Below are 25,801 nucleotides of genomic sequence, written 5' to 3' on the forward strand. Positions count from 1 at the left end.
TCCGGCTTGACATTCAAGATAATCGCTAAATCCCCCATGCTGGGGGACTTTGACCCAGAGAAAGTTCCAGAGTTCAAAGAAATTATGCTGATTCAAAGTCCCTCAGAATGGGGGATTTAGGGGGCGAATTCCCTGGCAACGAAGCGAAAAAGTTTATCGAACTGATGTCTTTTTAAGGGAGGCAGCGGGGATCTCCGAGTCTCTATCCTTACAACAAAAGACTTTTGAAACTTCCTCTCAGGAGGTCTTGGTAATGATAAGCAGAATTCGGGAGTTTAGGAAGCAACCCAACTCTGCAACTAAAGCGAAGAACTTCGTCGAATTTACATTGACGTGGATTTATTGACCGATCGTTTGTCCTGGTGTATCGATCTTGATGGCTCCCAGATCTGTGACGCGCTTGTTTCTAGGTCGAAAGTAGAGTGTCGGTTGATTGCCAGTCCGGGCGAGTTGAGGGTCAAAGCTCATGGCATTAGTTCCCACAGGTTTAATGTTGTAGAACAAATTGTTTCGCACACCAACTTTTGCATTCAACACATCCCCTGCATTCCTGACCGAGTTATAGAAAATGTTGTTGCGAATCTCTTGATCCGGAGTTTCTCCCTTCTCATAGTAGAACAATCGCGTCTTAGAGTCTGCGTAAACGGTGTTGTTGTAGAACTTGAAATTGGGCATTCGACCCAAAAAATGCACGACCAGCGTCGGGCCACCTGTCTTCTCAAAAATGTTGTGATGCACCGTGAGATTCTTCTTTCCAGGGCCAAACATTGCGATCGGATAGATTCCCCCGCGCACATAGTTATGATCAAATTCCAAGTTATCGCTATCCGCTTCGCAAGCATAAAACGGATTGTCAACACTACTCCAAAGATTGTGATGCACCCGCAGCTTAGTTGTATCAGGAGTCACCAGTGAAATCGTACTATTAAACTTTGAATTAGAGAGTTCGCAGTTCTGACAAGTCTGATGCCACAGTTCAAACGTTAGTTGTGGAGACGAACCACTTCCATAGGCGTGCCAGTGATCGACTTTAATATCCAGATTATAAAACTTGACGTTTTTGAGAAGGGCATTGGGGCCTTCCCAGGGTCGATCTTTGTTCCACTGATCGCTATAGGAAACAATGCCCGATCCGCCGCGCGCCCGACTATCAATGTCAAGATCATGAATCTTAAAATCAGTCAGGTCAGCGATCGTCATCGTTGCGGTTTGTTTGCCGCCGCCTCCAGCGACCCAACGATTATAGGAATTGTCCGTCATGACGATGTTGTAGATTTCGCCATTTTTCGCCCGTTGGATCGACAGTGCATCCTCTCGATAGCCATTGATGATCAGATCATGCAAACTCAGTCGATCGGCATCCAAAATCCATAGGGCCAGCCGATAAGCCTGACGCTTGCCATCCAGTTTAAGCTGGTCGATCGTCACATTCTTCGTCTTAAATATCTTCAACCCGCCTTGAATTGTGGTGCGATTGACCCCTGACCCTTTGAGATGAATGCCCGACGGCACCGCTACATCGCCCCCCAGGTCAAAGGTTCCAGCCCCCACAAGAATTGTTTTCCCTTGATTAGGCGGCACAGAAGACAACGCTTTATTCACCGATCGCCAGGGAGCCGCTTGAGTGCCCTTTCCCTGATCGGAGCCATTAGCCGCAACATAGTAATCTGCTTTGCCCACCGGAGCCGCCGCATAATTCGCCGCGCAAGACGGCACCACCGCCAGCATCATCGCCAACACAAACAACATCCGCACGATCGTTCTTCTCATCTTGCTGACCTCAATACACCAGCTTGTGAGAATTGATCTTAACGAGAACTAGATGAAGCGTTGGTAAAGAAACCGGAAAACAGATAAAGAAGCTATTCAACGTTAATTGTCTAAAGTAATTATTTTAAGGATAGAGAGAGGGACATTAACACCCTGAGCCAACAGATTTTTTCATCCCTCATCCCTCATCCCTTATCCTACCGGGGCACCAATCGCTGACGACCGCCCACCCCAGGATTAAACAGAGCAGCTAACTCATCTTCAGACAAGCGATCGAGTTGACTTTCTAAGGCATCTTCGCTGAAATAGTAGCCCCGATCGGCAGCCATCTGAATAAAAGCCTTGGGGTCACTCGTCGCTTGCTGTCTTGCTTTAAGTGCTTGGTCTTGTTTTACAGATTTAAAGAATTTAGCGGCATGATGCTCAGACATGGTTCATACCTCGCTGTGGTTTGTTTTTTAAGTCAAAATCACTGGTTTTGGAGACACTGCCCGCTTAACTGGATTCTGTCTGCTTTCAGCCTATGAGAATACGATCGAAAATGACGAATTTCGACAGCAAAGTTGATTAACCTGTGAATAAGGATTACAAAACGGGTGAAAATCTGCCTTCAACAAGCCTCTAATCCGTAGATTTTGAAGTTATGTGATGAAACAACTTACTTTTTCTCACAGACACAAAAGTATTGCTCCATGTAGTCTATTGGTTAAGAAAACGGGTGTATTAAAACTTCTCAACATTGTTTATACACCGTGTTCTTGGTTAGTCATTAGAGCACGAAAGCGGCCGGCTATAGCATTTCAAACTGTTATGGCTGGCATTCCTACTCATGATTACCGTCCGTTCGCGTTTGGGTTTTACTTTTCACTCAGATCAATGACTTGTTGTGTTCCAGTGAGGATTTACGATGCAACTCGAAGATATTTATCAATTCTTTAACTGCCCGCCGCCCACCTATCTCAATCCAGAGTTAGCCACCTGCTATGTGCTTTCTGTCTTGCTTCAGGGAGATTCGTATGGCTCTGAGTTGATGAAGTCGCTGGAGCAGCGTTATCCCAACTATCGCCTGTCTGACACCGTACTGTATCGCTGTATTCGATCGCTCGAACAAGAGCAAGTTGTCACCGCTTATTGGCAAAGACTTGAAGGGCGCGGCCGACCCCGGCATATGTACTGTATCATTCCAGAAAAGCGCAGTCAGGTCGAAAATCTCGCTCAACTCTGGAAAAAGTACATCGACTCAAATTAATGCTCTTTGCGCTCGCCCGATCGCCTGTCTCACGACTTCCAGAGTTCTTGTTGGGGGCGACCTGACCCGTCCTATATCTGTCTCACACCCCAATGAGAATGGCGATGTTTGAGCAAATGGCCGAAGCAACGGCGGCAATTCTATATCTCTACGATGAGAAAGAATGTCGAAATCTTTATGTCAATCAGCGCATTAGCGACATTCTGGGCTACTCGTCGCCAGAGATTCAAGCGATGGGATCTCAGTTGTTTGAGTTGCTGATTCATCCAGATGATTTTGTGCAGGTGGCGATCGGGCTAAAACAATTGTTGACTACAAAAGATGGAGGATTTTTTGAAACCGAGTATCGGATGAAGCACGCAAACGGCGAATGGCGCTGGCTCTGTAGCCGTAACTGTGTGTTTGGTCATGACGCTGAAGGCATTCCTCAGCAAATTTTGGGAACCGCGATCGACATTACTCGCCTCAAGCAGGCAGAAGCGCAAACGCTCACCCTCAACGCCGAACTAGAACAGCGAGTTGCAGAACGCACTGAAAAACTCAACCGCCGCGAGCAAGAATTAGCCGCCGAAATTGACGTACGACAACAGCTAGAGTCTCATTTGCGGGCTTCTCAGGCTCAACTGAGTCACGTCTTAGATAGTGCTGTCGCCTCGATTACCAGTCTGCGAGTGTTTGCCGATCGCACCTGGCAATATGATTACTGGTCGGCGGGCTGTGAGATTATTTTTGGCTACACGGCTCAAGAGTTGCTGGCTGATCAAACCTTGTGGACGGCAAATGTCTGGCCAGAAGATTGGGAGACTGTACTGCAACCAGGATTTGACCATATTCTAGCCGAACGCGCCGCCAGCTTTGAGTATCGGTTTCGTCATCAAGATGGAAGTATCCGCTGGATTTCGACCCATTTGACCTCACGCAGAGATCACGAACAGGATTGCTGGATTGTCACAGCGGTTGAAGTCGATATCAGCGAACGGAAACAGATTGAAGCAGCCCTGCGACAACAGATTCAGCGATCGCAGCTTTTTGCAGAAGTTACCCAAAAAATTCGTCAGTCGCTCCAGCTTGAAGAGATTTTGAGAACGACGGTCACAGAGGTACAGCGGATTCTCAATGCCGATCGCGTGTTGCTCTATCAACTGTTGCCCAACGGTTCCGGTAAGGTTGTCGAAGAAGCTGTCGTTGCGGGCTGGCGCGTCACGCTGGGTGAAGAGATCTCTGATCCCTGTTTTCCAAACTATATACAGCGCTATCGCCAGGGGCGCATTAGCAGCATTGCCGATATTACAGCCGCCGACATTCAGCCCTGTCACGTTGAGTTTTTGCAGCAGTTTGATGTGCGATCCAATCTCGTCGTGCCTGTGCTGCAAGCCGATCAGCTCTGGGGATTGTTGATTGCTCATCAGTGCGATCGTCCGCGTCAGTGGTCAGCGTTTGAAACCGAACTCCTTCAGCAGCTTGCCAATCAGGTCGGCATTGCGATTCAACAAAGTCAACTCTATTGCCAAACTCAACAGCAAGCACAGCGATCGCAGGCCTTAAATCGAGTGGTGCAAACGATTCGTCAGTCTCTTGATTTGCCGACTATTTTTGCGGCCGCGACTGCCGAAATTGCACAGCTTCTCAACGCCGAACGGACGGTACTGGTGCAGTATTTTCCAGAGCGACAGTGCTGGCGACATGTAGCTGAATATCGTAAGTCGCCAGATGTCTTGAATACGATCGGGCTAGAAATACCAGATGTGGGCAATCCCTTAGCCGATCAGTTGCGGCGATTTGAAGTCGTGCGGGTGTCTGATACAGACCAAATCGACGACGAGATCAATCGAGAAGTTGCCCAAAAAGTGCCAGGGGCGTGGCTGCTGGTGCCGCTAGTCGTGGGGGGAGTCCTCTGGGGTAGTCTCAGCTCTAAAACTCAACGCAGCCATGCCTGGACGGACGAGCAAGCCGACCTCGCCCAAACCGTTGCTGACCAGTTAGCGATCGCCATTCAGCAAGCCAATCTCTATCAGCAGACCCAACAAGATCTGGCAGACCGCAAGCGGGTCGAGTCTGAGCTACAACAGCTTAATCAAGAATTGGAAGATCGGGTTCAGGAGCGATCGGCTCAACTCCAATTGGCGATTTCGGCGGCTCGCATTGGCACCTGGGAATGGGATCTGGTCACCAACGTCGAGTATTGGTCACCCGAAATCTATGCCATGTTTGACGTTTATAACGACGGTCAGGGAAACGTTTTTGATCACAATGGCGGCAAAATTATCGCCTCTCCCACCTATGAACTGTTCCAAAATTGTGTCCATCCTGACGACTTTCATCAGATCGATCGAGCACACCAATTGGCGCTAGAGCAGCGATCACTCTTTGAGGCAGAGTTTCGCATCATTTGGCAAGATGGCACGATCCACTGGTGTCAGTCACGAGGCGCATATATCTACAACGAGCAGGGGCAGGCTATCAAAATGGTGGGAATGAGTATTGACACGACCACTCGCAAACAGTCTGAGATTGCGCTTCAACAACAAGTAGAACGCGAACGACTCATTTCATCAATCACTGAGCGGATTCGAGCGTCTCTAGATCTCAAAGAGATTTTACACAGAACGGTGAATGAGATTCAACAGGTGGTGTATGCCGATCGGGTGTTGATTTATCGGATTTTTGCAGACGGACAGATCGCAGCTATCTCAGAGGCGGTGGCGGACTGTACCTCTATTCTAGACAGGGTTTACCCACCTAAGTTTCTGCCGATTGAGCGCCATCCCGCCTACCTTCAGGGGCAGATTCATGTTTTAAATGATCTGGAGCAAGAGTCCGTTTCGCCTGATCTGACAAACTTTTTGAAAGCGTTAGGAGTGCGGGCCAGGTTGGTGGTGCCGATCGTGCAAAAAGAGGCGCTATGGGGACTGCTGGTGGCTCATCAGTGCAAACCGCGCCAGTGGCAGCCAGGAGAAATCGAACTGCTGCAACAGATTGCTGACCAACTCTCGATCGCCATTCAGCAAGCCGACCTTTATCAACAGGTGCAGATTGAATTGGGCGATCGTCAGTTTGCAGAAGCGCGGCTGCGATCGTCGTTGCGCGAAAAAGAAGTTTTGCTGCAAGAAATTCACCATCGAGTTAAAAACAATATGCAGCTAGTGTCCAGTTTGCTCAATCTGCAAGCCAGCGCGATTCATGATCCTCAAATTCTAGAGCCGTTTCAAGAAAGTCAGCAGCGAATTAAAGTAATGGCGCTGATTCATGAGCAGCTTTATCGAGCCAACAATCTGGCAAAAATTAACTTCTCAACCTATGTGAAAAACCTGGCTGCCAGCTTGTTTCAGTCGTTGTGCACCAATCCTTCTCGTATTCAGTTTAAGGTTGATGTAGTGGCCGTTGAGTTAGATATTGATATTGCAATTCCCTGTGGGTTAATGATTAACGAACTGGTTTCTAATGCGATTAAGTATGCGTTTCAAAAAGATCGCCTCGGTGAAATTACAATTCAGTTTTCTCCCTATTCTGATGCTCACCCCGATCGTCAACTTGATGACTCTTCTGATCAGCAATATATGCTAACCGTGCAAGACAACGGTGTCGGAATGCCGATCGCAGTCGATGTACACAATACCGATTCGCTTGGGCTACAGGTTGTCTGTGCGCTGACTGAGCAGCTAGAAGGCAGGCTGATTGTCAATCGAGAAAACGGCACAGCTTTCCAAATTGTGTTTCCAGTTCCGGTACTGCGTTGGAGCGGTTAGCGATCAAGTCATTCCGTGCAAACTGCCAACTGTTAACCATTTGTGACCAATGGCTCCAAAAATTTTGATTGTAGAAGACGAGCGTTTGATCGCATTGGATATCAAACAGCGATTGGTGCAATTGGGCTATGAAGTGGTGGCGATCGTCGATCGGGCCCCAGATGCCCTCGAAAAAGTGGCTGAAAACTCACCCGACCTGGTTTTGATGGATATTCGCCTCAAAGGGTCAATGGATGGGGTCTCGACGGCGGCTGTGATGCGATCGCAGTTTGATCTGCCTGTGGTGTTTCTCACGGCTCATGCAGACGAGACAACGCTTCAATTAGTGAAGACGGTGCAGCCTTTTGGCTATCTGGTCAAACCGATCGAGACGCAAAATCTGCGGGCGACGATCGAAGTTGCGCTGACTCGACACCAGACAGAGCGAGCAATTCGACAGTCTGCACCAGCCGTTTATAGCTATCAAGTCGGGGGCAGTCTCAGTGCAGATGCGCCCAGCTATGTTATGCGGCAGGCGGATGAAGATCTGTTTGAATCGCTGCTGGCGGGCAACTTTTGCTATGTGCTGAATGCGCGTCAGATGGGCAAGTCTAGCCTGCGGGTGCGGACGCGATCGCGATTAGAGCAAGCGGGCTTTCGCTGTGTGTCGATCGACTTGACAAATGTTGGCAGCGAAACCGTCACGCCTCAGCAATGGTACAAAGGAGTCGCCGCAGAACTCTGGCGAGGATTTGATCTATTAGCAAGTGTCAACTTTAATGACTGGTGGCAGGCACAGTCCGGACTGTCTCCGGTACAGCAGTTTAGTCGCTTTGTGGAAGAGGTGCTGTTGGCGCAGGTGTCTGGAGACAAGATTTTTATCTTTATTGATGAAATCGACAGCGTTTTGCAATTAAACTTTTCGCTCGACGATTTTTTTGCGCTGCTGCGATCGTTCTACAATCATCGGGCAGAACGGACAGAATACCGTCGCTTAACCGTGGCTTTGTTTGGAGTGGCGACCCCGGCTGATTTGATTCGCGATCACACTCGCACGCCATTTAATTTGGGTCAGGCGATCGCGCTGACTGACTTGCAGTTTGAGGATACATTAGCTCTGGCGCAAGGTCTAGAAGGAATGGTTGCAGATGGACGAGCAACGCTGGCAGAGGTGTTTAAATGGACAAACGGACAACCCTTCTTGACTCAAAAACTTTGTCGATTAATTCATCAGTCGGTGTCCAAATCGGATCAGTCAGCCATTCACGTCACACCCTCAGACCTGATCAGCACGATCGTTCACCAACACATTCTCAACCACTGGGAAACCCAGGATGAACCAATCCATTTAAGAACGATTCGCGATCGCTTACTCAAAAACGAACAATTCTCAATCCAGTTACTTCGTCAGTACGAAAAGATTTTACAACAGGGTAAGATCAAACTAGACAACAGCAAAGAACAAATAGAATTATTACTTTCTGGACTCATCGTTCAACAAAATGATGATTTAGTAATTCGCAATCTGATTTACAAAACAATCTTTGATCAACAATGGGTCAGACATCAGCTTTTACAACAGCGCCCCTACGCCACTGCGATTCAGGAATGGCTTAAAACAAGTGATGCGACCTATCTACTTCAGGGATCAGCCCTACAAACGGCCCAACAGTGGGCCGAGGGAAAATCTTTGAGCGATGCAGATATCCGATTTTTAGCAACCAGCAGCCAGCACGATCAAGCAATTCAACGTCTCACTCAAGTCAGCAAACAAGCCACTCAACAGCGCATTCTTTTAGCAATGGTTAGCGTTGCATTTGTGATCTCGACATTGTTAGGAATAACTGCTTTTCAAGCCTCTCAGCGATCGGTCTTGTCTGAAGTCGAAGCGATCGTTCTGTCTTCTGAAAGTTTGTACGCGCTAAATCGCAAACCCGAAGCCCTGGTGCAGGCCATCAAAGCAGAACGGTTGCTGCAAAAAATCGACGGTCATGACGCTCTCAAATCTCGCGTTGCGGCACTGCTCTCTCAAGGTGTCAATGCCCAAAATGTTAAGTCCGATCGCTTGCTTTCAACTGCCTGTCAGCAGGTTTCAACCTATTTACAAATGCCTGTGCGAGAGAGCGATCGCCACGCCTGCGACGGCATGAACTAAAGAGGGGACAAGTGAAGAGTGAAGAGTGAGGAGAAATGATTAAAACTTAGGGACTAGCGCGGAAATAAAGTACCCGCTAAAACTGGATTCTGCTGAGAGCCTTACAATGCGATAGCCCTACATTGGTAGATTAATGATCAACAAATCCCTTAAAACTCAATGCGTGGAATTCGCAAATCATCCCTCATCCCTCCATCCCTCATCGCAAAGCGGATTACCCCCAAAGGGGGAACAGATCATCAAAGTTCTCCCTTAGAACTGATCCAAACGATCGCGGAAATATCGCTGATATAAATCACAGCTAGCCATTGCTTGATTGCCCGACAAATTAACTAATCCCATACTCTCTAATTTGTAGGCCGCGATCGCGTCAATTTCTACCGGATCGGCTGAGAGAATGACCGATCGAAAAGCGGCGGCTAACATAGGACGGCTTTGTAGAATGGCGAGATACCCCCGTAAATGATCGCTATAAATTCCAGTTTGAGTAGAGACATCTTCTAACAACGCTTCAATACTAAACTCACCCAGACTCATGCAATAAAATGCCAAATGCAATAGATAAGGATGCCCGTTGACCATCAGCCATAGCCGAGTCAAGTTTTGCATTTCACCCTGATCAAAGCCATATAGAAGTGCAAACTCTTGAGCCTGGGCAAGACTAAATTTTTGTAACCGAAGCGGCAATCCGACATTAAATGGAGACTGATGAAAACTCAGCGGAATGTAAACTTCTGTAGAATAAACGACCAGCAATCGCAGTCTGGCCCAACTCGCCAAATTTTTTGCTTCTTCATGCCAAACCCGCAATAAAGGAAGAAAATCTTGAGCGATCGCCGGATACTCAAACAGTCGTTGCACATCATCCATCGCAATCACGAGCGGGCTGGTCACCTTGGTGAAAATGTATCCCTGCAAATAAGTTGCACAACTGACTTTACTGCCCAGATCAGTTACCCAATAATCATCTAATCTCGGCTCTAGCTGAAGTTGTTGAGTAATGTTGGTACAAAACCAGCGCAGCAAGCGATCGAGATCCGCCAAAATTTCGCTATCTGCCTGCTGAAAGTTTAACCGCACCACTGCATAGTTTTGGTCGATCGCTTGAGACAAAATTCGATTCATTAGAGACGTTTTGCCCCATTTTTCGGGGGCCCGAATCCGAATCAAGGCACCCGGTTTGAGAATTTCTGCATAAGCCTGCTCTTCCATCGGGGGTCGCGCAATGTAAAACGGAGCATCTAAGCGCAAAGGACTGCCCGGAAAATCATCGGTGTAGGGCGGCTCAGACTGACTGACTTGACCCGAAACATGCTGACGTAGAACCGATCGCAGATTATTTTTGCTAGTGCGCTCCCCCAGCACTTCGGACAAGGACTGCCACAGCCGCGACCCAATCACCCGCACATAGTCAGCATCGTAGCCAGCGGCTTCTGCAATTTGTTGATAAGTCAGCCCTTCCCAACATTGCCGAAACACAAGTTCTTGAATCGTACTCAAGCGATTGGGAGCCAATAATTTATCCAAAAGAGCCAAGGCTTCTTCAACAGTCATATAGCCATCGTCACATCAGGGATTTTTAGACACGAAGCGATCGAACCAACAATGCTGATAAATTGAATGCAGATAAGCTCCATTTTTACGGTAATCGTCGAAAATTAGCAGTCAAGGGTGACACTAATTCTCTTAAAAAAGGCCACTCCGACAAATGACTTTAGAGGACTTTGTTCTACTTTGCACGATGAATGCACCGAAAATGCACTGAGAAACTACGGAGCGATTGTAGCGTTGATTGGTTGCTTAAATTCTTCACCACAAATGAACTTTGAGCCGGAAAGCTTGTTAAGAAGTTGCTAAAAATATCAGCAGACGCACTGATTGGTAGGTCAAAAAACAGGAGCAAACTAACCCGAACTCAGCAAAAAAGCGACACGATCGAGAAGACATTTCCCTAGGAGAATTCAGGATGCTGCGCTCTTTTGGTACGATCTTGAAACAAAAATTTAGTCCCCTTAGCGCATCTCACGACCGATGACCTATGCCATTGACTTTGGAACGAGTAACACCGTCATCACTCGCTGGAATCGTGCCACCCAGCAGCCAGAAACCCTCTCTTTGTCCGGCGTTTCGCTGCGGATGGGGCAGAGTCCCCCGTTGATTCCGAGCCTGGTTTATGTCGAAAATGCGGCGGAGGGTAAGGTTTTGGTGGGGCAACAGGTGCGCGATCGGGCCCTCGATCTCTCCAGTGATTCGCGGTTTTTTCGCAATTTCAAACGAGGCATTGGCTCCAATATTCAAGGATTTTTACCCGAATTGGATGGTCAGACAGTGAGTTTTGAGCAGGTGGGCGAGTGGTTTTTGACGCAGGTCATTCGTCAATTAAAAATCACCGATCCGGAGGTGTCTGAATCGCTGGTTTTCACCGTTCCGGTAGACAGTTTTGAAGCGTATCGTCTCTGGTTGGGGCGCGTTTGTCAGTCGCTAGAAATCGATCAGGTGAGAATGCTAGATGAGCCGACGGCCGCAGCTTTGGGATATGGATTGAGCAACCGCCAAACGCTGCTCGTCATCGATTTTGGCGGCGGAACGCTGGATCTTTCACTCGTACAGCTAGACCCCCAAACACAAGCAAAACCGTTGGGATTTATTCTCAAGTGGGGACAAAAATCATTTGCAGAACGATCGGGACAACGGCCCAAAGTGGCGAGAGTGTTAGCCAAAGCGGGACAAAATTTAGGCGGCTCAGACATCGATCACTGGCTTGTCGATCACTTCACCCAGACCCAAGGATTAGCCGCGACCCCTCTCACGACTCGTCTAGCCGAACGCCTCAAAATTCAACTCTCGCTACAAACGCAAGCGCAAGAAGTCTACTTTAACGACGAAACCTTTGAGAGCTATGACCTATCGCTGAGTCGATCGCAGTTTGAGCAAATTCTCACTGACCATCAGTTTTTTGACAAGCTCGACGACGCGATGAATCAGGTGCTTCAGCAGGCAAAACGGCAGGGGTTGAGTGTAAGTGACATTGATGCGGTGCTGTTGGTGGGCGGAACGGTGCAAATTCCCTCCGTTCAAAGCTGGGTGCGTCAGTATTTTGAGGTGGCAAAAATTCGCTGTGAAAAACCCTTTGAAGCGATCGCGCAGGGTGCCCTTCAACTCAGCCAGGGAATTCAAATCAAAGACTTTCTCTATCATGGGTACGGCGTTCGCTATTGGGATCGGCGCAACAACTGTCACAACTGGCATCCTTTGATCAAAGCGGGACAGCCCTACCCAATGGAAAGCCCTGTCGAACTGGTGTTGGGGGCCTCTCTAGAGCGACAGCCCAGCATTGAGCTAGTCGTCGGAGAATTGGGGACAGAAACCACGCAGACAGAAGTTTATTTTGATGGCGATCGCCTGGTCACGCGCAGTCTAGCCAGCAGTCAAACTCAGGTACAGCCGCTCAACGATCGAGACGGATCTCGCAGCATCGCTGAATTAGAACCTTTGGGAATGCCGGGGAGCGATCGCATCAAAGTCCAGTTTCAAGTAGACGATCAGCGCTTTCTTCGCATGACGGTCGAAGACTTACTGACTTCTCGCACCCTGGTCGAAGATCAGCCCGTTGTGCAATTGAGCTAATCCGACCAGAAGTTTGTAGTTTCTTTTGATTTTTGGAATCCTGAATCCGTAAGTTACCCTGAGCACTTGTCAAGCAGCTACCAGCTTTCGTGACGATGGCATACTCATTTTTCTGGCATTGAGGAAGATAGCCAATTGCATTTTAAGCTCCGGAATCCAAGCGTTAGTGAGTGTATTTCAAGCCTGGCAGAGGAGTCACTAGCTTGTGGAGGACTATGAACAGAGTCATTCGTTTTACCAGCATCACGCTTGTTTCGTTGAGCTGCATTGTTTTTGCTCTATTTCAAACAATACCACCCGCACTCACTCTGCCAAAAACAAAGATTGAGACTTTACCCGTCGTCAGCGTTGCTCAAACTGTTGATTTTGGACGACACTTCCAAGAATTGGGGGTTGAGGGTTCAATCGTGATCTACGACTCGAAAAGCGATCGTATCTTTCAACATAATCCACAACGCAATACAACCGCTTTTTTACCTGCGTCAACCTTTAAGATTCTCAACTCGCTAATTGCGCTAGAAACCGGAGTTATTTCGGATGAGCTTGCTATTTTAACGTGGGATGGAGTGTCAAGAAAGATTCCGGCATGGAACCGGGACTTGAATATGAGAGAGGCAATCAAGCTTTCGGCTATCTGGTTTTACCAAGTTTTGGCTCGCCGAGTTGGGCACGATCGAATGCAACAATGGGTGAGCAAAGTCGGCTACGGCAACCAAACAATTGGTAGTAGTGACGACATTGATCAGTTCTGGTTACAGGGAAAACTGCGAATTACACCTCAACAGCAAATTCAGTTTCTCCGTCGCCTATACAAGAATGATCTGCCATTCTCTAAGCGATCGCTGTCAATTGTCAAAGACATCATGATAATGGAGAAAACACCAGACTATACCATCACGGGAAAGACAGGATGGGTCGGTGTTGCAGATGATGTGATACCAAAGATCGGATGGTATGTGGGTTATTTAGAGAAAGGAGAGAATGTTTACTTTTTCGCTACTAACATCGATATTCGGAATGAAAAAAATCCAGCCGCGCGACTAGAGTTAACCCGTCGCTGTTTCAAAGATCTAGCAGTATTGTAATTGACTTACTTACAACATTGCACAATCATTCTGCGGCACGATGAATATAAGAGGAGCAATGCTCATGATTGAATTCAGCTTTCCTACTGGATTGTTTTAAGCGCTTTGAGAAATTCATGTACGACAGGCGAAGGCTCGTTGTGTCGCCAAGCTATCGCTAGTTTTAGCGTCAGAAAATCTCCGATTAAAGGACGATAAACAACACCTTTTGCACTCAGATTTTGCATATCAGAAAGCACAAATGTGATGCCAACTCCCGCCGCTGTCAACCCTAGGCGAGTTTGGGCAAGTTCTGCTTCCTGCACAATGTTGGGCACAAATTCAGCTTGCTCACAGTGTTTGATGAAGGTTGCATACAAAACAGGTGCCAGCGATCGTGGGTAAAAAATTAATGGTTCGGTTGCCAATGACTGAAGCGCGATCTGTTTTTGTCGAGCTAATCGATGGAAAGGGGGTAATGCTGCAACGTAGGTTTCTTCAAACAATGGATGGATGGAGAGAGACGGTTCACGAATGGGAAGATACACAAACCCAACATCAATTCGGTGAGTGCGTAATGCTTCAACGTGGGCTTCTGTTCCGCCACTGGTGAGGATTAATTTAACCTGAGAATAATTGTTTCGATAGTGTCTAACAATCTTGGGTGCGAGACTAAACAAGGTTGCCTCCGTCAAACCGATTCTCACTTGCCCAACTTGTCCTTCTGCGACTTGTTTGGTGATCTGAATGCCTTCCTCTACCTCACGGAGAACTTTGTGTGCAGTTTCAAGAAACTTTTGTCCGGCGATCGTTAATCGCACCCAATGTTTTGTCCGCTCAAGCAGTCGAATCTCTAAGCTATCTTCTAGCGCTTGAATTTGTTTGCTGAGTGCGGGCTGGCTCAGATGTAGCGACTCAGCCGCTCGACCAAAGTGTAGTTCTTCAGCCACCGTAATGAAGTATTTAAGTTGGCGGAGTTCCATAGGAGTGACTTGGTAATAACCTACAGCTATTACGCCATAGAAAATCAGAAATAACAACTCTCAAATTTGCTCTTAGTATGAACTTGAGCCGCTAAAGATTCTTATCAATCTGCAACGGCTAATAAAGAAGTCAACAGTAGGAGGTGTTAGGATGAACCCTGATCATTCTTATCAAACCACAGAGCAATTGCTGTCTCGTCGCACGACCCTTCGATGGATGGGATTGAGTGCAGCGAGCGCGGCCATTCCCCTTGCGCTCAACGGATGTGAATCTGGATCAGCACAGGGGCAAGCATCACCCCTCACACCAACCCGATCGTCAGAACTAATCACCAAAGAAATTCCACGTACCAAAGAAAGAGTGCCTGCGATCGGGCTAGGAACCTTCCTCACATTTGATGTATTGGCGAATCAGCCACGAGACAATATTCGAGAAGTAATGCGCCGCTTTTGGGAGGGTGGAGGGCGCGTGATTGATGTTTCGCCGCTCTATGGAATGTCAGAGGTGAATGTCGGTGAGTTTGCCAAAGCGCTGGGCATAACTAACAACCTATTTATTACCAACAAAGTCTGGGCAACGGGTGAGTATCTGGGAGATAGAAGTCAAGCACAGCGCCAATTTGAGCAGTCTTTGAAGCGGTTATCTCGCGGTTCCTTTGGAGTTGTGCAGAGCGCTAATCAAATCGATGTCATGCAGGTTCATAGTCTGGTCAACGTGGAAGTGATGCTTCCTCTATTACGAGCCTGGAAGCAGGAAGGCAAAATTCGCCATTTGGGTGTGACCCATCATGATCCGCTGTATTTCCCGGCGATCGAATCATGGATTAACAAGGGCAATCTGGATTTTGTTCAAGTGCGGTACTCAATTTTTCAACGGGGAGTCGAAGAAAGAATTCTCCCAGCAGCAGCAGAGCAGGGAGTTGCTGTCTTAGCAAATATGCCCTTTGAAAAGGCGCGACTCTTTGAACTGGTAAAAGGGCAACCCTTGCCGAATTTTGCTCGTGACATAGGCTGCGAGAACTGGGCACAGTTTTTCCTCAAGTATGTGATTTCTCACCCTGCTGTTACAGCAGCAATTCCAGCAACGACGAATCCTGATCATGTGGCTCAGAATATGGGAGCACTCAGAGGGTCGCTACCAGATCAAGCAATGCGTGCCCGAATGGTGAAGCACATGGAAAGCATTCCTGGTTTTGACAACTTGACTCAAACTTCCTGGTATCCCAGCAAACAGTTTAGCGGTCTAGTACGCCTGCCAAATCCACGCCCAATTGGTTAAGGCGACCATGAAGCAGATTATTCTGAGTAGCTTTAGTGCCTTATCTTTGTCGATCGTCTTCTCGCAGTCTGCCGCCGTTGCAGAAGTTGCTCCAGACAACCAGAGTAACCTAACTCTTGTAACGTTGGTCACATTAGCTTATCCTCAATGGTTCGGACAGTTTTTAGGTAACTCAGGTCAGCAGATAGACAAGAAAGCTATCGATCCACTAGGGTGCTAATCAGAAAAAACAAGCACCAAACCGATAGCCGTATGCAAATTGCACAAAGTCTGCTGGAATGGCAAGCGTTAAGCGACGGGCACTCAACGACCATTGACTTGGGCGATTTATTTCAAAGTTGGCGCTGTCCCGGACTGCGATTAAATCCCATCCCAACTACGAGATCGCTGCTTAATTCTGTCCGAAGTGTTGATCAAGAGTAATGTCACTAATTCACATCGTCAATCTGGGGAACTCCATTCAGCACGAGGCTTTAGAACAGATCAGTAATTTTTACATTGATAAATTTTGAGAAAATACTTGACAGTAATTTGCATTAGTTTTACGCTGCATGAAGCTGTCTTTTTGTTGCCTTAACGCAAGAAGCTGTCAATTTGTTTTCAAGGGTACAGAACCAAGCTGGAGTAGCTGTAATGAATAGCGCGATCGGGATTCTTAAAGCAGGCGGGATTGTCATGATCCCATTGCTGCTGTTTTCAATTACAGCCATTGGTCTGATTATTGAGCGATCGCGCTTTTGGAGTCGCATTATTAAGCGTCAGCCAAAAATGATGCAGCGAGTTTTGATGTTGTACCAAGAAAACAATGTGGCAGAAGCGATCGCGGTTCTGAAGAAGAATATTGACCTACCTGCGGCTCGGATTTTGCTATCGGCATTATCGCTTGATCGTCCGACTCCCGAACAGTTTCGATTAGCGATGCAAGCAGAAGCGCAAGCAGAAACACCGGGAATGAAGCGGTTTACAGACATCTTTGACATGATTGTGGGATTGTCTCCGCTCTTTGGATTGTTGGGAACAGTCACTGGATTAATCGTCTCATTTGCATCGCTCAATATCGGAAATGTCGGAGGCAGTCAGACTTCTGGCGTGACGGGCGGGATTAGTGAGGCGTTAGTTTCTACAGCTTCGGGGTTAGTGGTTGCAATTTTTAACTTATTTGCAGTCACTCTCTTTCGCAGCTTTTTCACTCGCCAGTCTGCTCTGATTCAGGAATACGCGAATCGACTTGAGCTAGTCTATAGCCATCGTTACGAAGATAGTTATCTGTCTAAGCTTCATTCTTAGTTTTTTCTTCTCACACTCCTATGCTATTTCCCGAAGAAAATGATGTACCGCCTCAGATCAACATTGTTCCGATGATTGATGTGGTGTTTGCGCTGCTCACCTTTTTCATTGTTTCGACTTTGTTCTTAACCCGTTCTGAAGGGTTACCTGTAAATCTTCCGCAGGCAGCAACCGCAAAGACTCAACAGCAAACGAGAATTGCAGTCAGTGTGCAGGCAAATGGTGAAATTGCATTAAACAAGCGACCGATGCAGCTTTCAGAATTGCAAGTGGGCGTGAGAACGTTAGTGCAAGCAAACCAGCAGGCAGTGGTTGTGATCAATGCCGATGAGAAAGTGCAGCATGGTGAGATTGTTGCCGTAATGGATGAGATTCGCAAAATCGAAGGTGTGAAAATGGCGATCGCGACGAAGAAAAAATGATTTGAGAACGAAAATCAAGCTTCATTTCTCAAATTGATGATCGCAAGTTGCCTCGCTAGAATCAAGGTGTACCCTGCCTACTGAGTCACCGTTATGTTATCTCGCCTCATCAGTCCTTGGATGCAAAACGGGGCAATGATTGCGATGGTCATCTCCAGCATCTTGAGTTCTCGTGCAATTGCCGCACCATCAACCGCAACAGAGTTTCCCCTTGTAAGATCATCGATCTTACAGCCCAACCTGCGAGTGCCGTGGTCGCAGCCCGTTAGAGTGGTTGATTCATTTGACGGACAATCTCTGGCAGTGTTTGATCAAAATTATTTTTCGCGATCGTTTCGCAACCGTGATGGCGAAGTGAAGATAGTCAGCTTATGGAGGCCAAATTCTGTGCAGGTTTTACTTGCTTACCGTGGTAGAGAATGCACACTTGCTCAACGATCGTTTCCACGATATCACCGATTGTATGCTTCAAGATTTGGATATTCTCCGTTTGATGCCTTAGATGATGGCTTTCCTGATTCTGTTTGTTTCACCAATAGTGGCACTGAGAAAGTTACGGGACTAGCGGTCAAAGTGGGTGATCGCGTTTTTCAACTCGAAAACAAAAACGGTCAGTTTCCGATTTCTAACGGAGCTTGCTAGCGCACTAAAAAATGCGCCTGAGCAGACTGTGCAACTGAGAGCAACGGCGGATAATGGCGAAGTGATTGATAGTGCGATCGGGCAAGGAACCGTGAGAGCTTGGAGGAGCATTTACTGAGTTGAGCAAGCTCTATCTTGTCGATTAGCTACGGCTCTTGTCGTTGACAACTTGCAGCAGATCGAGTCTCAATTGATGTTGGGCGCTAAATAGGGATCGGAACCCTAGCAGCACAATTCCAATCGTGGCAAGTCCGGTTCCTGCCGCGATCGCAAAAATCAGCACAATTTGGTAACGAACAGCATCGGTTGGACTTGCTCCTGCAATAATTTGCCCAGTCATCATTCCCGGTAAGCTTACGGTTCCCATGACCATCATTTGATTGATTGTGGGGATCATTCCAGTTCGCAACGCTTCTTGAATTGTTTGCTGGGCTGCTTCCCATCGAGTCGCACCCAAAGCTAATAAAGATTCAATCTGATCGCGTCGAACCGTTAGATCTTCGGTGAAGCGATCGAGCGCGAGAGAAGCTCCAGTCAACGCATTTCCTAACACCATCCCCAACATTGGAATCACATATTGCGGGTTGTACCACGGTTCTACTCGAATGATGCCAACAACCGTCACCCCGATCATTAATGCAGAAGAGGCAAAAATTGAAACAAAGCTATTCCAGAACATTCCAGGATAGCGACGTTTAGTTCGCGCGATCGCAGATTGTCCGGCTAACACAGTCATTCCTAAAGTGACCATCAGAACTAACCAGGGAGACCGTAGCGTAAAAATCCATTTCAGAACATAGCCAATCAGTAACAGTTGAACGGTCATCCGAATTGCCGCAATTCCTAGCTGCTTCTCCAATTGAAGTTGCAGCACGATCGACAAAACAAGATTGATGACAATCAACAGTGCTGCAAGTGCAAGCTGACCATTATCGATAGGAACGTAAGAAGTCATCATAAGCGTTTGAGAATTAGGCGTTGATCGGTCATTCGCTCTAGTTGCTCTGGGTTGTGGCTAGTCCAGAAATACGATCGCGTTCGGTCTTCTTGCTGCCAAAGTCGTACAAGAGATTCAAATTGCTGCTCGGTGTGGGCATCCAATGAAGCAGTTGGCTCATCAAACAGCATTACCGTTGGAGAACAAAGTAAGGCGCGTAGGAATGCGGCAATTTGAGCTTCTCCACCTGAGAGCGCATAAACCGGACGATCGAGAAAATCCGTCGATCGTCCAAGCGCTGATAGATACTCTAGAATTCGATGTCTTTGAACCTCGTATCGATCCAGCGATCGGTGAACAGTCATTTTGTAGATCGCTTGTAGATTCTGTTCGACGGTTCCTTCGAGCAATGCAGGGCGCTGATGTAAGTAAAGAGTTTGAGTTCGATACCGGGGAATAAACCAGTCAGAAAGGTTCTTTCCTTGAAAAGCGATTGTTCCAGCTTGAATTGGATCGAGTGCGGCGATCGCTCTTAATAGCAGCGTTTTTCCGGCTCCGGCTTCGCCCGCGATCGCGCAACGCTCTCCTGGACGCAACTCAAAGTTAAGATGCTTCCAAATCCATCTACCTTGAATCTGCCGCCCTAAATTCTGGATAACTAGCAAAACAGTCTTAACCAGCACGTCAGCTTCACTATACAAAACATCGGGTTCAAAAAAGTATTAGTCATAAAAAAGTCCGCCTAGCATTCAAAAAAGCTCCGCTAACCGCCAAAATGGTCTTTTGCAATGTGCCAAGACTCAGTAATCTAGCGAGGGAACACTTTTGCAACGCACCAGTCCGACCTCAAACCGCCCCGCCTCTCTGTTTCGATGGTTGAGCTATGGAAAACGCTATCGTTTAGCGCAAAGCGCAACTCCGTAGGAACCGCAGATTTGGCAAGCGGCAGGCTGCTCGATCGTAAACACCTTGATGGATCTCGCTCCGCCCGCACTGATGGGAGCCGCGATCGATGTTCTACTCCAACAGCAGAACTCTTTCCTATCTCGATTTGGGATTCAGAATGTCATTCGTAATTTTAGACCCAACAATAATTGAAAATGGGAGCTTTCCTATCTCGATTTGGGATTCAGAATGTCATTCACCAATTCTTTCTCCTGGCATTCCTGACTGTTCTGATTTGGGGGCTGGAATCACTTTCTAACTATGTATAATCTGCTCTGGCGCAATCTGGCGCAGGATATCCAGCATGACTTACGATTAGATGCCTATACTCATTTACAAGAACTAGAATCCGCATATGTTGAAGAACAAACCACGGGTGGCTTAATTGCAATCCTCAGCGACGACATCAATCAACTGGAGCATTTTCTCAATACGATCGCGAACAATACCCCTCTTATGTCACTTTAGAAGAAGTAAAATTGCTAAAAAACGATGTAACTCTTTCCCAGAAAGCGTTTTAGCATTCACAATTCTTTTCTATTCCTTTGCGAGAGTAGTCAATAAAGTGTGAATGCTAGACCCGTTGTTAGATAAATTTTTCAGCAGTTAGAAGCCAGTTTAATTTCTCCAAAGTGATTCAAGAGGGGTAGGCTTGCGATAACGCTGCCATTAGATCTCTTTCAAGCAGAAAATAAATCTCCGATGTATGCTCTGAGGAGTTTTAATAAGAATAGTTCTCAGTAGGAATCAGAGCAGCATGACCATTTCGGTGTCAGAGCGGGATTGGGCAGAGTGGGAGGAAGAACGATATCGGTTGCTTGAGTATCCCGATCCGGCTGATCCAGACGATGTGCTGATGCCGCTACCGACTTGGATGGCGCAAGGGTACGGGCGAGAGATTGCCTTGCGGGAGGGGCTGATGGTGCGGATGGATGACTTTCGGGTGCGCGATCGCACTCAAACGGTATGGGCAGAACATGAGTCTTGGTTGCACTTTCACTGTCATCTGTCAGGAGACCATCAAAATCCTGTTTCGGAAGTCGGCAACTCGGAATATGTGCTGTATGGCAGCGGGATCATGCCCGAACGGTTGGAAACTTGCTCTGGTCAGTTCCCGATTCTAGAAGTCGTGGTCGAAATGTCGCCAGAGGTGTTTATTAACTTTGCAGGTCGGGAAGGAATCGTACCGATCGAGTTTCAACCGTTGATTGGGACGGATCAGCCAGCTTATGCGCGGGATGGGGCACTGTCTCCGATGATGCAGGGTGTGTTGCGGCAGATCATTCAATGCCCTTATCGTGGACTGATGAAGCGGGTCTATTTGGAGAGTAAGTCGCTAGAACTCGTGGCGCTGATTCTGGAGCAGGAACAGGAGGTGCAGCAAGGACGACGCACTGCTTCGCAGATACCGCAAGGGTCGCTGTTTCGGATGAAGCCCGATGAGGTCGATCGAATTCATCATGCTCGAACGATTTTGTTGCGGAACTTGGAGCAACCGCCCTCGTTGCCGGACTTAGCACGACAGGCGGGGCTGAATGAGAAGGCGCTGAAGCAGGGGTTTCGGCAAGTGTTTGGCAAGCCTGTGTTTGGATATCTGCATGACTATCGGATGAATCAGGCAGAGCAGCTATTGCTGACCGGAGAGATGAAGGTGGGCGAGGTGATGACGCGGGTGGGATTTCACGATCGACGCTATTTTGCGGAAACGTTTCGGAAGAAATTTGGAACCAATCCAAGAGATTATCTCAAAGCAAGAACAAGTAGATCTCGTGCGATCGAGACTGATTGACTGAATGAAAGCCGTCTGCAACTTTCCTGAACCGCGCTCACCCAACCCTCTCCCGCAGGAGCTACCGTTCGCCCCCTAAATTCCCCATGCTGGGGGACTTTGAACATAAGTTGATTGGGTCTGTCATTGCTGCAACTTTTCGCCCCCTAATACCAAATCAGTCTATGAATGCTACAGGTTCTTTGCCTCCTAAATCCCCCATGCTGGGGGACTTTGAACAGCGGAACTAGAACGCGATCGCCTCAGTAATTTGCTGGAGAACTTGACTTAAGTTTGAGAGAACTTCTCGGTTGTGAAATTGCATCACTCGATAACCCAAGTGATTGAGGCGTTCAGTTCGAGCCGTGTCATACTCGACTTGTTGATCGTGAACGTCGCCATCCACTTCAATCACAAGTCGGTGCTGAGGACAATAGAAATCCACGATGAAGGACTCAATTGAATGCTGGCAGCGAAACTTTAAGCCGTTGAGTTGGCGTTTTCTTAAGGCTTCCCACAGCAGCTTTTCAGCCGGAGTGAGATGTTGGCGGAGATGTCGAGCCGCCGCAATACTCTTGGGAGTAGTGCCCCGAATGCGGTGAGAATCCATAGGGTTAATGGAGTGAGCTTGACACTACAGAGTTTGCCCATACCTATGCCCGATCGTCCCAACTCAAAGTCCCCCAGCATGGGGGATTTAGGCTACCGTGTACACACACGTCTTATTTGCTTCGTTTCAGTCGGCTTCTGCCCCCTAAATCCCCCAAAGTTGGGGGACTTTGAACGCTGAAACGCTCCTGTGAATCCTAGAAATTATTCTTGCTCAAAGTCCCCCAGAATGGGGGATTTAGGGGGCGAAGGATGTCAGCAACAGACAGATCAATCGACGTGTGTGTACACAGTAGGGGATCTAGGGGGCGAAGAATCTCGGCAATGATCAATCGATCGACTTGTGTGTATACAGGAGCTTAAAATGGTTGGGTGTTTAAGCGTTCAGACAAGACTTGTTTGTAAGTTGTAGAGAGGTCTTCTTCGACTGAGACAAAGCCAATCAACCCGCTCTCTTTGAATTTCTGATAGTAGCTCTTCTCCGCATCTGCTTTTGGCTCTGCGGTCTTAGGATAACGCTTTTTCAGAATTTCAATAAAATCAATCAGCAGACTTTGAGCTTCTTCTGGTAGCGATTGGATCTCTTTTTGAATTTGTTCTGGCGTGGACATCATTGAATATCCGACAGTGCTTCTCACCTCAGTGTACCGGGTAAATCGCAGAGGCAACAGTGAAAAAAGTCCGTCTAGCCTTCAGAAAAAGTTCCGCTAGTCCCCCAAGTCCCCATTGCGATCGCGTTTCTCAGTCTGGTATTTCTTGAGAGTGATTTTCAAGAAGGTGTGGCGAGATGCGGATGCGATGGGCTGCGGGGCAAGGACTACAGCAGTTGAGTTGGACGGTGAGCGTTCTGTCGGTGGTCGTGGCAGCGAGTGCTGGGGCGACGGAACCCGCGAAGGTGCTTCAGGCGCGGGATTTGCCTGCGAGTGCGAAGACGGTGCAGCAATGGACGGCACAGGTGGAAGCAGCAACCGCGCAAATTATCCAGATTCGACTGGTGTCGATCGAGGGTCGGCTTCAGGTGCAGATTGAGACCGCTGATGGCAGAACGCTGCAAGCGACCACGCGAGAAGAAGGAAATACGCTGATTGCTGAGATTGCGAATGCGGTGTTGGCATTGCCGGACGGGGGAGCATTTCGAGCCGAGAAACCCGCGATTAGCGCTTTGCGCAACTCCGTAGGAAACGACATTACGGAAGTAACTGCTACTCAGGTGAATGCGGCGACGGTGCAGATTCGGATTGTGGGAAGTGCTGTTGCGCCTCTTGCAGAGATTGTGAAGAGCGATCGGGGTTTAATCTTGAGTGTTCAACCCGATGAAGATGCAGTAGAAGAAGAGATTACAGTAACGGGTGAGGGAGCGCGAGGCTATCGAGTGCCGAATGCAAGTACAGCAACGAGGACAGATACGCCACTCCGAGATATTCCGGCTTCGATTCAAGTTGTGCCGCGACAGGTTTTAGAAGATCGCAATGTCAGAACGATTAATGAAGCGGTTGAAACCGTCAGCGGTGTTGTAAGCGATATCACCTTTTTCGGTGCGCCTGGATTGGAGAGTAGAATCATCAGAGGATTTTCTCAAGGCTTGAGTGATGGTGGAGGCGGAAACTTACGCAATGGCTTTCGTGACGGAGGATTCTATGGTCTGAGAGCGAGTGAAACATTTGAGCAGGTGGAAGTTCTCAAAGGACCCGCTTCGGTTCTATTTGGATCACTAGAACCAGGTGGAGTTATCAACGTAGTCACTAAACAACCGCTCAGCGACCCTTACTATAAAATTGCATTAGAAATCGGAAATCGGAACTTCTATCAACCTACTATTGATTTTTCAGGACCTCTAACGAGCGATAAATCTGTACTCTATCGATTGATTTCTAGTTATCAAACTTCAGACGGCGTTCAGAACTTTGTTAATACAAACCTGACTGCAATCGCGCCGACGCTCACTTGGAAGCTGGGAGATCGCACGACTCTGAATTTATATTATGAGTATCTCAGATCTGTGGGAGATAGCCCTATACAGAGCGGCGGACTTTTTGACGGTAGCGCTATTTTTCCTAGAGAATTCTTCCCAGGCTATCCCCAATTTGCCTTTCTTGAGTTCACCACTCAAAGATATGGCTACACACTGAACCATGAATTTAGCGATAATTTACAGATTCGGAACACCATTGCTGTAAACAATACTTCTGCTGTCGATCTTCGTGCTGGCGGCTCACAGCTACTAGATAATCAATTTTTAGTTGTCAGCCCAGAAGAGGGTTTTTTCAGCTATCACAATGTTTTTGGTCAAATCGATTTACTTGGGAAATTCAACACAGGCTCGATCGCGCATCAACTTCTCGTCGGTTTTGACTACTACCGTGTCAACATCCCAGCGGCAGGCGCGTTCGGCGCGACAAATATTCCTCCACTTGACATCTTAAATCCCAATTACGATAACATTCCAGAGCCTATCTACGATACAACCTTTGAGATTGTTGATAAGGTTCGATCCTATGGTTTTTACATCCAAGATCAAGTTACGCTGCTAGATAATCTGAAACTTCTAGTTGGTGGTCGATTTGATTGGGTTTCGACTGTCAGCGAGGGCGATTTTAGAAACAGTGGTCAAGAAAGAAACAACAGCGCATTTAGCCCTCGAATTGGTCTGGTGTATCAACCCAGTAAAACCATCTCACTCTACGCGAGCTATAGTCAGTCTTTTCAACCTGTTGCTACCTTTGGAGCATTTAATACTGATGGTGAAGCATTCGAGCCAACCAAAGGAACCCAGTATGAAACGGGCATCAAAGCCGATTTTCTAGATGGAAGGCTTTCAGCAACCGTAGCTGCCTACCAAATCACCAAAACAAATGTCATCACTCCCGATCCAGTGAGTCCTAGACTCTCAATTCAAACCGGAGAACAGCGCAGCCGAGGAATCGAGTTAGATGTCACAGGTAGGATTCTCCCAGGTTGGAACGTAATTGCCTCTTATGCTTACACGGATGCGAAAGTCACTGAAGATAATAGTATTCCTGTAGGAAATCGATTACAGGGTGTACCAGAACATCAAGCCAGTCTTTGGACAACTTATCAGATTCAATCAGGAAGCTTAAGAGGGTTAGGATTTGGGTTGGGGCTATTTTATGTAGGTGAGCGGCAAGGAAATCTGGCGAATTCGTTTACGTTAGGCGATTACTTTCGGACTGACGCATCATTGTTCTATCGCCGCGATCGATTCAATGCAGCAGTCAACATTCGCAACCTATTCGATATAGACTACTTCAATGTTGGCTTTGAAAGGGGTGATCCTCTAACTATCACAGGTTCTATCAGCTTAGAATTTTAGCTTTTAGT

Annotated in this window: 23 protein-coding genes; 15 read left to right on the plus strand and 8 right to left on the minus strand. The window is 47.6% G+C overall.

Going from position 1 to position 25,801, the window contains the following annotated elements; translation table 11 throughout:
* Positions 1-339 precede the first annotated feature (339 nt).
* Complete coding sequence (locus ACKFKH_RS08075; protein WP_446857753.1) at positions 340-1,770, minus strand: hypothetical protein; 1,431 nt, start codon at positions 1,768-1,770, stop codon at positions 340-342.
* Positions 1,771-1,967: 197 nt separating this feature from the next.
* Positions 1,968-2,201: a Nif11-like leader peptide family natural product precursor gene (locus ACKFKH_RS08080; RefSeq protein ID WP_446857754.1), complete on the minus strand. Its 234-nt coding sequence runs from the start codon at positions 2,199-2,201 to the stop codon at positions 1,968-1,970.
* Positions 2,202-2,677: 476 nt separating this feature from the next.
* Between ACKFKH_RS08080 and ACKFKH_RS08085 the strand changes: the two genes are divergently transcribed.
* The 3 genes from ACKFKH_RS08085 to ACKFKH_RS08095 all read left to right on the plus strand — a co-directional run bounded on the left by ACKFKH_RS08085 (position 2,678) and on the right by ACKFKH_RS08095 (position 8,899).
* Complete coding sequence (locus ACKFKH_RS08085) at positions 2,678-3,019, plus strand: PadR family transcriptional regulator (RefSeq protein ID WP_446857755.1); 342 nt, start codon at positions 2,678-2,680, stop codon at positions 3,017-3,019.
* 104 nt (positions 3,020-3,123) lie between these two features.
* The gene (locus ACKFKH_RS08090) at positions 3,124-6,765 is read left to right on the plus strand and encodes a GAF domain-containing protein (protein ID WP_446857756.1); all 3,642 of its coding nucleotides are present in this window, start codon (positions 3,124-3,126) and stop codon (positions 6,763-6,765) included.
* Between the two features lie 49 nt (positions 6,766-6,814).
* Positions 6,815-8,899, plus strand: a complete 2,085-nt coding sequence (locus tag ACKFKH_RS08095) for an AAA-like domain-containing protein (RefSeq protein WP_446857757.1) — start codon at positions 6,815-6,817, stop codon at positions 8,897-8,899.
* A gap of 252 nt (positions 8,900-9,151) precedes the next feature.
* Here ACKFKH_RS08095 and ACKFKH_RS08100 read toward each other — a convergent pair whose 3' ends face one another.
* The gene (locus tag ACKFKH_RS08100; RefSeq protein WP_446857758.1) at positions 9,152-10,453 is read right to left on the minus strand and encodes an AAA-like domain-containing protein; all 1,302 of its coding nucleotides are present in this window, start codon (positions 10,451-10,453) and stop codon (positions 9,152-9,154) included.
* 477 nt (positions 10,454-10,930) lie between these two features.
* Between ACKFKH_RS08100 and ACKFKH_RS08105 the strand changes: the two genes are divergently transcribed.
* Together ACKFKH_RS08105 and blaOXA are read left to right on the plus strand one after the other, a co-directional pair.
* On the plus strand, positions 10,931-12,526 hold the full coding sequence (locus tag ACKFKH_RS08105) for an Hsp70 family protein (RefSeq protein WP_446857759.1): 1,596 nt from the start codon (positions 10,931-10,933) through the stop codon (positions 12,524-12,526).
* Between the two features lie 215 nt (positions 12,527-12,741).
* Entirely contained in the window at positions 12,742-13,611 is an 870-nt protein-coding gene (gene blaOXA / locus ACKFKH_RS08110; protein WP_446857760.1) for a class D beta-lactamase, read from the plus strand.
* Between the two features lie 83 nt (positions 13,612-13,694).
* Here the strand turns inward: blaOXA and ACKFKH_RS08115 are convergent, their stop codons facing one another.
* Complete coding sequence (locus ACKFKH_RS08115; protein WP_446857761.1) at positions 13,695-14,573, minus strand: LysR family transcriptional regulator; 879 nt, start codon at positions 14,571-14,573, stop codon at positions 13,695-13,697.
* A 151-nt stretch (positions 14,574-14,724) separates the two neighbouring features.
* Here ACKFKH_RS08115 and ACKFKH_RS08120 point away from each other — a divergent pair, with 151 nt between their 5' ends.
* From ACKFKH_RS08120 to ACKFKH_RS08145, 6 genes are all read left to right on the plus strand, one after another.
* Complete coding sequence (locus ACKFKH_RS08120; RefSeq protein ID WP_446857762.1) at positions 14,725-15,852, plus strand: aldo/keto reductase; 1,128 nt, start codon at positions 14,725-14,727, stop codon at positions 15,850-15,852.
* 7 nt (positions 15,853-15,859) lie between these two features.
* The gene (locus ACKFKH_RS08125) at positions 15,860-16,072 is read left to right on the plus strand and encodes a hypothetical protein (RefSeq protein ID WP_446857763.1); all 213 of its coding nucleotides are present in this window, start codon (positions 15,860-15,862) and stop codon (positions 16,070-16,072) included.
* A gap of 32 nt (positions 16,073-16,104) precedes the next feature.
* Positions 16,105-16,275, plus strand: a complete 171-nt coding sequence (locus ACKFKH_RS08130) for a hypothetical protein (RefSeq protein WP_446857764.1) — start codon at positions 16,105-16,107, stop codon at positions 16,273-16,275.
* Positions 16,276-16,485: 210 nt separating this feature from the next.
* Positions 16,486-17,139, plus strand: coding sequence for a MotA/TolQ/ExbB proton channel family protein (locus tag ACKFKH_RS08135; RefSeq protein ID WP_446857765.1), 654 nt, complete (start codon positions 16,486-16,488; stop codon positions 17,137-17,139).
* A 20-nt stretch (positions 17,140-17,159) separates the two neighbouring features.
* Positions 17,160-17,561: an ExbD/TolR family protein gene (locus ACKFKH_RS08140; RefSeq protein WP_446857766.1), complete on the plus strand. Its 402-nt coding sequence runs from the start codon at positions 17,160-17,162 to the stop codon at positions 17,559-17,561.
* Between the two features lie 93 nt (positions 17,562-17,654).
* Positions 17,655-18,203 carry a hypothetical protein gene (locus ACKFKH_RS08145; RefSeq protein WP_446857767.1) on the plus strand — a complete coding sequence of 183 codons (549 nt, stop codon included), beginning with the start codon at positions 17,655-17,657 and terminating at the stop codon, positions 18,201-18,203.
* A gap of 142 nt (positions 18,204-18,345) precedes the next feature.
* On the opposite strand, the gene ACKFKH_RS08150 is transcribed toward ACKFKH_RS08145, so the two are convergent.
* Together ACKFKH_RS08150 and ACKFKH_RS08155 are read right to left on the minus strand one after the other, a co-directional pair.
* Positions 18,346-19,158 carry an ABC transporter permease gene (locus ACKFKH_RS08150; RefSeq protein ID WP_446857768.1) on the minus strand — a complete coding sequence of 271 codons (813 nt, stop codon included), beginning with the start codon at positions 19,156-19,158 and terminating at the stop codon, positions 18,346-18,348.
* Positions 19,158-19,841 carry an ABC transporter ATP-binding protein gene (locus ACKFKH_RS08155; protein ID WP_446857769.1) on the minus strand — a complete coding sequence of 228 codons (684 nt, stop codon included), beginning with the start codon at positions 19,839-19,841 and terminating at the stop codon, positions 19,158-19,160. The genes ACKFKH_RS08150 and ACKFKH_RS08155 overlap by 1 nt, the downstream gene beginning before the upstream one ends.
* Positions 19,842-20,012: 171 nt before the next feature.
* On the opposite strand from ACKFKH_RS08155, the gene ACKFKH_RS08160 reads away from it, so the two are divergent.
* The 3 genes from ACKFKH_RS08160 to ACKFKH_RS08170 all read left to right on the plus strand — a co-directional run bounded on the left by ACKFKH_RS08160 (position 20,013) and on the right by ACKFKH_RS08170 (position 21,874).
* The gene (locus ACKFKH_RS08160) at positions 20,013-20,216 is read left to right on the plus strand and encodes a hypothetical protein (protein WP_446857770.1); all 204 of its coding nucleotides are present in this window, start codon (positions 20,013-20,015) and stop codon (positions 20,214-20,216) included.
* Positions 20,217-20,346: 130 nt separating this feature from the next.
* Entirely contained in the window at positions 20,347-20,553 is a 207-nt protein-coding gene (locus ACKFKH_RS08165) for an ABC transporter transmembrane domain-containing protein (RefSeq protein WP_446857771.1), read from the plus strand.
* Positions 20,554-20,842: 289 nt separating this feature from the next.
* Positions 20,843-21,874, plus strand: a complete 1,032-nt coding sequence (locus tag ACKFKH_RS08170) for a helix-turn-helix transcriptional regulator (protein WP_446857772.1) — start codon at positions 20,843-20,845, stop codon at positions 21,872-21,874.
* A 226-nt stretch (positions 21,875-22,100) separates the two neighbouring features.
* Here the strand turns inward: ACKFKH_RS08170 and ACKFKH_RS08175 are convergent, their stop codons facing one another.
* Complete coding sequence (locus ACKFKH_RS08175) at positions 22,101-22,463, minus strand: endonuclease domain-containing protein (RefSeq protein ID WP_446857773.1); 363 nt, start codon at positions 22,461-22,463, stop codon at positions 22,101-22,103.
* A gap of 358 nt (positions 22,464-22,821) precedes the next feature.
* Positions 22,822-23,073, minus strand: a complete 252-nt coding sequence (locus ACKFKH_RS08180) for a hypothetical protein (protein WP_446857774.1) — start codon at positions 23,071-23,073, stop codon at positions 22,822-22,824.
* A gap of 176 nt (positions 23,074-23,249) precedes the next feature.
* Between ACKFKH_RS08180 and ACKFKH_RS08185 the strand changes: the two genes are divergently transcribed.
* The gene (locus tag ACKFKH_RS08185; protein WP_446857775.1) at positions 23,250-25,793 is read left to right on the plus strand and encodes a TonB-dependent siderophore receptor; all 2,544 of its coding nucleotides are present in this window, start codon (positions 23,250-23,252) and stop codon (positions 25,791-25,793) included.
* Positions 25,794-25,801: the final 8 nt, after the last annotated feature.

This window comes from Phormidesmis sp. 146-20 (assembly GCF_052939475.1).

Coding starts and splice junctions, on each gene's coding strand:
- ACKFKH_RS08170 (WP_446857772.1), top strand. CDS start 20,843: ATGACCATTTCGGTGTCAGAGCGGGATTGGGCAGAGTGGGAGGAAGAA.
- ACKFKH_RS08090 (WP_446857756.1), top strand. CDS start 3,124: ATGTTTGAGCAAATGGCCGAAGCAACGGCGGCAATTCTATATCTCTAC.
- blaOXA (WP_446857760.1), top strand. CDS start 12,742: ATGAACAGAGTCATTCGTTTTACCAGCATCACGCTTGTTTCGTTGAGC.
- ACKFKH_RS08135 (WP_446857765.1), top strand. CDS start 16,486: ATGAATAGCGCGATCGGGATTCTTAAAGCAGGCGGGATTGTCATGATC.
- ACKFKH_RS08085 (WP_446857755.1), top strand. CDS start 2,678: ATGCAACTCGAAGATATTTATCAATTCTTTAACTGCCCGCCGCCCACC.
- ACKFKH_RS08120 (WP_446857762.1), top strand. CDS start 14,725: ATGAACCCTGATCATTCTTATCAAACCACAGAGCAATTGCTGTCTCGT.
- ACKFKH_RS08095 (WP_446857757.1), top strand. CDS start 6,815: ATGGCTCCAAAAATTTTGATTGTAGAAGACGAGCGTTTGATCGCATTG.
- ACKFKH_RS08115 (WP_446857761.1), bottom strand. CDS start 14,573: ATGGAACTCCGCCAACTTAAATACTTCATTACGGTGGCTGAAGAACTA.
- ACKFKH_RS08160 (WP_446857770.1), top strand. CDS start 20,013: ATGGTTGAGCTATGGAAAACGCTATCGTTTAGCGCAAAGCGCAACTCC.
- ACKFKH_RS08100 (WP_446857758.1), bottom strand. CDS start 10,453: ATGACTGTTGAAGAAGCCTTGGCTCTTTTGGATAAATTATTGGCTCCC.
- ACKFKH_RS08145 (WP_446857767.1), top strand. CDS start 17,655: ATGTTATCTCGCCTCATCAGTCCTTGGATGCAAAACGGGGCAATGATT.
- ACKFKH_RS08185 (WP_446857775.1), top strand. CDS start 23,250: ATGCGGATGCGATGGGCTGCGGGGCAAGGACTACAGCAGTTGAGTTGG.
- ACKFKH_RS08105 (WP_446857759.1), top strand. CDS start 10,931: ATGACCTATGCCATTGACTTTGGAACGAGTAACACCGTCATCACTCGC.
- ACKFKH_RS08150 (WP_446857768.1), bottom strand. CDS start 19,158: ATGACTTCTTACGTTCCTATCGATAATGGTCAGCTTGCACTTGCAGCA.
- ACKFKH_RS08075 (WP_446857753.1), bottom strand. CDS start 1,770: ATGAGAAGAACGATCGTGCGGATGTTGTTTGTGTTGGCGATGATGCTG.
- ACKFKH_RS08080 (WP_446857754.1), bottom strand. CDS start 2,201: ATGTCTGAGCATCATGCCGCTAAATTCTTTAAATCTGTAAAACAAGAC.
- ACKFKH_RS08140 (WP_446857766.1), top strand. CDS start 17,160: ATGCTATTTCCCGAAGAAAATGATGTACCGCCTCAGATCAACATTGTT.
- ACKFKH_RS08175 (WP_446857773.1), bottom strand. CDS start 22,463: ATGGATTCTCACCGCATTCGGGGCACTACTCCCAAGAGTATTGCGGCG.
- ACKFKH_RS08180 (WP_446857774.1), bottom strand. CDS start 23,073: ATGTCCACGCCAGAACAAATTCAAAAAGAGATCCAATCGCTACCAGAA.
- ACKFKH_RS08165 (WP_446857771.1), top strand. CDS start 20,347: ATGTATAATCTGCTCTGGCGCAATCTGGCGCAGGATATCCAGCATGAC.
- ACKFKH_RS08130 (WP_446857764.1), top strand. CDS start 16,105: ATGCAAATTGCACAAAGTCTGCTGGAATGGCAAGCGTTAAGCGACGGG.
- ACKFKH_RS08125 (WP_446857763.1), top strand. CDS start 15,860: ATGAAGCAGATTATTCTGAGTAGCTTTAGTGCCTTATCTTTGTCGATC.